We start from the raw sequence: 6,849 nt of genomic DNA, 5'->3' as shown, positions 1-6,849 counted from the left end.
GCCGCCCCGGGCGGGGATCCTGGACGGGGAGGCACCGGGCCGTGGGCCCGCGCCCACGCCTCCGCCCGTACACCCCGTACACCCCGTACGCACCGTCCGAACCCCCGGAGCGCCGAGCACTCATGAGCAGCAACCCCGCCAACGGGCCCGCCGTCTCGCGGCGGGAGTTCGACGCGCTCTTCGAGGCCGTCCGTACGTGGGGCCGCTGGCCCGCGCCCGACCGCGGCGCGTGGAACCGGGTGACCGCGGAGCACGTGCGCGGGGCCACGGCACTGGTCCGGTCCGGCACGGTCGTCCCGATGGGGCGCCCCTGGGACACCCGCCCCGGACCGGACAACACCAGACCCGCGCTGCACCACATGTCCGACCTCGGCGACGTGGAGGCCCCGGAACCGTCCGCGTACAAGGACTTCCTGGCCGCGGACTACCACGGCAAGAGCGTGACCCACCTCGACGCCCTGTCCCACCTCGCCTACCGGGGGCAGCTGTACGACGGCCGCGACGCGCGGGCGTCCGTCGGCGCCGGGGGCGCCCGCTTCGGCTCGGTGCAGGCGCTCGGGCCGCTGGTGACCCGCGGCGTGCTCCTCGACCTGCCCACCGTCCTCGGGGTCGACTGGCTGGAGCCCGGCCGGGCGGTGCACGCTCCGGACCTGGTCGCCGCGGAACGGGCACTCGGCGTCACGCTCGGTGACGGGGACGCGGTACTGCTGCGCTCGGGCCGCTTCCGCCGGCGCCGGGAGCTCGGCCCCTGGGACTGTGGTGCGGCGAGCGCCGGCTGGCACGTGGACGCCCTGCCGCTGCTGGCCGAGCGGGGCGTCTGCCTGCTCGGCGCCGACGGGGACAGCGACGTGCGGCCGTCGCCGGTCGAGGGCGTGCACTCGCCCGTGCACACCCTGGCGATCACCGCCATGGGCGTGCCCCTTCTGGACAACCTCGACCTCGAAGCGCTCTCCGGCGCGTGCGCCGGGGCGGGCCGGTACGCGTTCCTGCTCGTGGTGACCCCGCTGAACGTTCCCGGCGGCACGGGCTCGCCCGTCAACCCGGTCGCGGTCCTGTGAGACGTCATGTGAGACGACCCGCGAGACCCGGGGCCCGCCGATCGCTCCCCACCCACGCCAGCCCTAAAATGTGAGGAATATACTCAAATCGGGCCATCGAGAACGTTCCGGCGAGGGGATGTGGTGCAGATGGGGGTGGTGGGAGACCGCATCGGCCCCGTGCGTTCCCGTGATCGTTTTCTGCACGGCGAGACGGTCGAATCGGTCGAAGGAGACGTGCGGGGCGAGATCCTGAGCTCCTGGGAGCGCTGCCGGCTGCTGGGCCTGGCCCCGGACCGGCCGGACCTCCCGTTCACCCAGGACTTCGACTCCGACGGCCCCCTCGTCCGGGCCGCCGCTCCCGTGCTCGACCGGCTCCAGTCGATCTTCACGGGGAGCCGGATGAACATCTGCCTCGCCGACGGGCACGGTGTCGTACTGGAGCGCCGCTTCGGGGACAAATCGCTGCCCCGGCACCTCGCGCCGATCCAGACCGTCCCCGGCTTCGTCTTCGCCGAGCAGGTCGCGGGGACCAACGGCATCGGCCTCACCCTCGCCGAGCGGAGCCTCGTCCAGGTCTACGGCGCCGAGCACTTCGCCGAGCGCTCCCAGTCGAGCGCCTGCACCGCCATCCCCGTACGCGACCAGCTCAGCGGGCACATCGAGGGCGTGCTGTGCCTCGGCTACCCCTACACCGACGCCGACCCGGCACTCATCCCGCTGGTGCGCAGGGCCGCCGAGGCCGTCGAACGGCGCCTGATGGAACAGAGCTCGGCGCGGGAGCGCGGACTGCTCCACGCCTACCTGGAGGCGGGGTTCCGCGCCGCCCGCAACGGCATGGACCCCCACGACGGCTCCCCGCTCGCCATGGCCGAGCTGCTGCAGAGCGATCTGGACCAGTCCGACCGGTCGATCCTGAAGGAACGGGCCACGGAGCTGATGTCCGCGGCCCGGCGGGCCGCCACCGAGGTACCCCTGTCCCACGGCAGGTCGGTGACCCTGGTGAGCCGTCCCGTCACGAGCTCCTCCGGCGTGGAGGGGATCGTCATCGAGGCGCTCATCCCCGAGGACACGGAACGCCACGCCCCCGCCCCGCCCCACGCGGACGCCGCCGGACTCGTCCCCGCCCGCGCGGAGGCCGCCGGCCGCTCCCCCGCGCCCGCCGCCGCACCCGGCGCGGACCCCGCCCCGGGCATGGTCCGGGGCCTGGTCCTGGTCGGCGAACCGGAGGTGGGCCGGTACGCCGTCGCGGCGCGGCGCCGGCTGGAACTGCTGGCCGAGGCCGGCAACCGCATCGGCACCACCCTGGACGTGGACCGCACCGCCCGGGAACTGGCCGAGACGGCGGTCCCGCGCCTGGCCGACTTCGTCACGATCGACATGCCCGAGGCCGTGCTGCGCGGCGAGGAGTCCCCCAACCCGACCGCCGAAATGCGGCGCACGGTGGTCCACGGCATCCGCGAGGACTGCCCGTTCTACCCGGTCGGCGCGCAGGTGACCCTGCACCCCACCACGCCCCACATGCGCTGCATGACCACCGGGCAGCCGGTGCTGGAGCCCGACCTGAAGGCCGCCTTCGGCTGGATCGCCCAGGACCCGGCGCACGCCGAGCTGCTGCTCGCCCACAACATCCATTCCCTCATCACCGTCCCCCTGCTCGCCCGGGGCGTCCTCCTGGGCATCGTCTGCTTCTACCGCTCGCAGGATCCCGCGCCCTACGGCGACGACGACCGGGCACTGGCCAAGGAGCTCGCAGCCCGCGCCGCCCTCAGCATCGACAACGCCCGGCGCTACACGCGCGAGCACACCCTGGCCCTGTCCCTGCAGCACAGCCTGCTCCCCCGGGGCCTGCCGGAACAGGGCGCCGTCGAGGTCGCCCACCGCTACCTGCCCTCCGAGTCCGGGGTGGGCGGCGACTGGTTCGACGTCATCCCCCTGTCCGGCACCCGCGTCGCCCTCCTCGTCGGCGACGTCGTCGGCCACGGACTGCACGCCGCCGCCACCATGGGCCGGCTGCGCACCGCCGCCCGCAACTTCGCCGAACTGGAACTCGCCCCCGACGAACTCCTCACGCACCTGGACAACCTCATGGTGCGGCTCGACCGGGAGGAGGGCGGGGACGCTCCCGGCGCCGGGAGCACCGGCATCGTCGGCGCCACCTGCCTGTACGCGATCTACGACCCCACCTCGCAGCAGTGCACCGTCGCCCGCGCCGGCCACCCCCCGCCGGCCCTCGTACTCCCCGACGGCAGCGTCTCGCTCCTGGACCTGCCCGCCGGTCCCCCGCTCGGCCTCGGCGGCCTGCCCTTCGAGTCGGCGGAGATCACCCTCCCCGTCCACAGCCAGCTGGTCCTGTACACCGACGGGCTCATAGAGGACCGCCACCGCGACGTCGACACGGCCCTCGACCAGCTGCGCGGCGCGCTGGCCCACCCCGACCGCGCCCCGGAGGACACCTGCCGGGCGGTCCTGGACGCCGTGGCCCCCGAGCACCCCGCCGACGACATCGCGCTGCTCGTCGCCCGCACCAACGCCCTGCCCGCCGACCGGATCGCCTCCTGGGACCTGGACCCCGATCCGGCCCTCGTCGGCCAGGTCCGCGCCGCCGCGATGGAGCAGCTGGACCGGTGGGGGCTGGAGGAATCCTCCTTCGCCGCGGAACTGCTGCTCAGCGAGCTGGTCACGAACGCCGTCCGCTACGGGAGCGCACCCATCCGGGTCCGCCTGATCCACGACCGGACCCTGATCTGTGAGGTGCACGACGCGAGCAACTCCGCTCCCCGCATGCGCCACGCGGCCTCCACCGACGAGGGCGGCCGGGGCCTGTTCCTCGTCGCCCAGCTGGCGCAGGCCTGGGGGACCCGCTACACCACCGGCGGGAAGGTGATCTGGGCCGAGTGCGCCCTGGACGCCGCGTGACCGGCCCCGCCGGGTCCCGGCATGAAGCCGTGTCCCGGCATGAAGAGGGGGCAAATACCGTAGATACCGTTAGATATCGGCATAGAATTCCCCTGCAGTCGGGAACACCTCGGAGGCCGACCCCCGGAGAAGTCTGTGCATGACGCTCCCGACACACCGACCGGCGGCCCGCCCCCGCCCCTCGTCCGTATCCGCGGGCTCGGCAAGCGGTTCGGCGGCACCCGCGCGCTCGACTCCGTCGACCTCGACATCCACCGGGGCGCCGTCCTCGCCCTGCTCGGCCCCAACGGCGCCGGCAAGTCCACCCTCATCAAGGTGCTCGCGGGGGTCCACCACGCCGACGAGGGCGAGGTGACGGTGGCGGGGCACCCGCTCGGCACCCACGCCGCGACCCGGAACATGTCCTTCATCCACCAGGACCTCGGCCTCGTCGAGTGGATGACCGTGGCCGAGAACATCGCCCTGGGCACCGGCTACCCGCGCCGCGGGGGACTCATCTCCTGGCGGCGCACCCGGGAGGGCTGCGCCCGGGCCCTGCACCTGGTCGCCGGGCACCTGGACGCCGACACCCCGGTCCGCGCCCTCGCCCCCGCCGAACGCTCCCTCGTCGCCATCGCCCGCGCCCTCGCCACCCGCGCGGAGCTGATCGTCCTCGACGAGCCGACCGCCACCCTCCCCGCCGCGGACTGCGCACGGCTCTTCGACGTCCTGCACGCCCTGCGCGACCGGGGGCACGGCATCCTCTACGTCAGCCACCGGCTGGACGAGGTGTACCGGGTCGCCGACACCTTCGCCGTCCTGCGCGACGGCCGCATCGTCGACCGGGGCCCGCTCGCCGGGCACAGCCCCGCCCGGCTCGTGCGCGTCATCGTCGGCCGCGAGCAGGCCGGCCACAGGCCCGTCGCCGTCCCGGCGGCGGGCCCGCCCCTGCTGCGCCTGGACCGGGTGACGACGACGGCCGCGCGGGAGGTCAGCCTGGAGCTGCGGGCCGGCGAGGTCCTCGGCATGGTGGGCCTGACCGGCGCCGGCCACACCGACCTGGGCCGGGCCCTGGTCGGCGCCCGGCCGCTGCTCGGCGGGCGGATCCTGCTGGACGGCCGCCCGTACCGTCCCGGTACGGTCCGCGCCGCCCTCGCCCGCGGGGTCGCCCTCGTCGCGGGCGACCGTCAGGGGGAGGGCTGCGCCGCCGCGCTGACGGTACGGGAGAACTTCCTGGCCAACCCCCGGTCCGCCGGGGTCCCGGCATGGCGCTGGACGAGCCCGAGGCGGGAGCGTGCCGAGGCCGCGGCCCTGATCGAGCGGTTCTCGGTGCACCCGCGCGACAGCGAGGTGCCCATCGCCACCCTGTCGGGCGGGAACCAGCAGAAGGTCATGGTCGGCCGGTGGCTCAGGGGGAGGCTGCGGCTGCTCGTCCTCGAAGAGCCCACCGCCAGCGTGGACGTCGGGGCCAAGGCCACGGTCCACCGGCTGCTCGACGACGCGCTGGCCTCCGGTCTCGCGGTCCTGCTCGTCTCCACCGATTTCGAGGAGGTCGCGGGCGTGTGCCACCGCGCTCTGGTGTTCGTCCGCGGGACCCTGGGCGCCGAGCTGACCGGCCCGGACCTCACCGTCGCCGAACTCACCCGCACCGCCTCGGCCATGCCCCCCGTCACCGGCCCCGGGACGGCCCGATGACCCCCTCCCCCTCGTCCCGGCCCCTTCTCGACCGCCTGCGCGGGCACCACGTCGGGGCGTACGGCCTGCCCGCCCTCGCGGCCCTGCTGTTCCTCGCCTTCTCCCTCGCCCTGCCCGCCACCTTCCCCACCCGGGACACCGTCTCCTCGATCCTCTCCAACCAGTCGATCCCCGCCGTCCTCGCGCTCGGCGCGACCATCCCCATCGCCGCCGGGAAGTTCGACCTGTCGATCGGCTACGGTCTCGGCCTGGCGCACGTCATGGTGCTGGACCTGATCGTGAGCGACGCCTGGCCCTGGCCGCTCGCCTGCCTCGTGGTGATGGCCGGGGCCGCGGCCATCGGCGCCCTCAACGGGGTCATCGTCGAATTCGGGCGGATCGACTCCTTCATCGCCACGCTCGGCACCGGCAGCATGATGTACGCCGCCACCGGCTGGATCACCGACGGTGCCCGGATCGTCCCCGGCCCGCAGGGACTGCCCGCCACCTTCACCGGAATCTACGACTCCCGCTTCCTGGGCCTGCCGCTGCCCGCGTACTACGTCCTGGCCGTCGCGGGCACCCTCTGGCTGGTGCTGGAACGGCTGCCACTGGGCCGCTACCTGTACGTGATCGGCTCCAACCCGCGCGCCGCCGGCATCATCGGCATCCCCACCCACCGCTACTCCGTCTACGCCTTCGCCGGATCGGGCCTGCTCTTCGGCTTCGCCGGAGTGCTCCTCGCCGCGCAGCAGCAGACCGGCAACCCGAGCGTCGGACTGGACTACCTCCTGCCCGCCTTCGTCGGCGCCCTGCTCGGCTCCACCACGATCAGGCCCGGCCGCGCCAACGCCCTCGGGACCGTGGTCGCCGTCGCCGTGCTCGCCATCGGCCTGGCCGGCATCGGCCAGCTCGGCGCCCAGTTCTGGGCCACCCCGCTGTTCAACGGCGCCACCCTGCTCATCGCCGTCGGCCTGGCCGGCTACTCCGCGCGCCGCCGGCTGCGGACCGGAGCCGGCGCGCCCCGTCACCCGTAGAGCCAGAACCCGTCGCGGCACCCCGCGACCCGTCGTACGCGCACCCGTGTCAGGAGCACCGTGCAAGCCAACCACCAGGCCACCCTCACCGCCGCGGCCCTGCTGAGCGCGGCCCTCACCCTCCTCGCCGGCTGCGCGGGCGGCCCGTCGTCGGGCGGCGGGCCGTCCTCCCAGCCGCGTTCCGTCCGCAGCCGGTCCAGGGC

3 protein-coding genes and 1 pseudogene are annotated in these 6,849 nt (G+C 74.5%); all 4 read left to right on the top strand.

The genetic code is table 11. The features are described from left to right. Window positions 1-122: 122 nt before the first annotated feature. Window positions 123-1,058, top strand: coding sequence for a cyclase family protein (locus ABZW32_RS38345; protein WP_356225340.1), 936 nt, complete (start codon window positions 123-125; stop codon window positions 1,056-1,058). Window positions 1,059-1,187: 129 nt separating this feature from the next. Next, window positions 1,188-3,956, top strand: a complete 2,769-nt coding sequence (locus tag ABZW32_RS38340; protein WP_356225338.1) for a SpoIIE family protein phosphatase — start codon at window positions 1,188-1,190, stop codon at window positions 3,954-3,956. A gap of 135 nt (window positions 3,957-4,091) precedes the next feature. Beyond that, on the top strand, window positions 4,092-5,630 hold the full coding sequence (locus ABZW32_RS38335) for a sugar ABC transporter ATP-binding protein (RefSeq protein WP_356225336.1): 1,539 nt from the start codon (window positions 4,092-4,094) through the stop codon (window positions 5,628-5,630). A gap of 41 nt (window positions 5,631-5,671) precedes the next feature. Next, window positions 5,672-6,646, top strand: a pseudogene (locus ABZW32_RS38330) (ABC transporter permease); the annotation flags it as partial. Window positions 6,647-6,849: the final 203 nt, after the last annotated feature.

The sequence above is a fragment of the Streptomyces sp. NPDC004667 genome (assembly GCF_040609475.1).
Lineage (GTDB): Bacteria > Actinomycetota > Actinomycetes > Streptomycetales > Streptomycetaceae > Streptomyces.
Note: the sequence above shows the minus strand (reverse complement) of the source record. Positions and strands in the feature narration are given on the sequence as shown.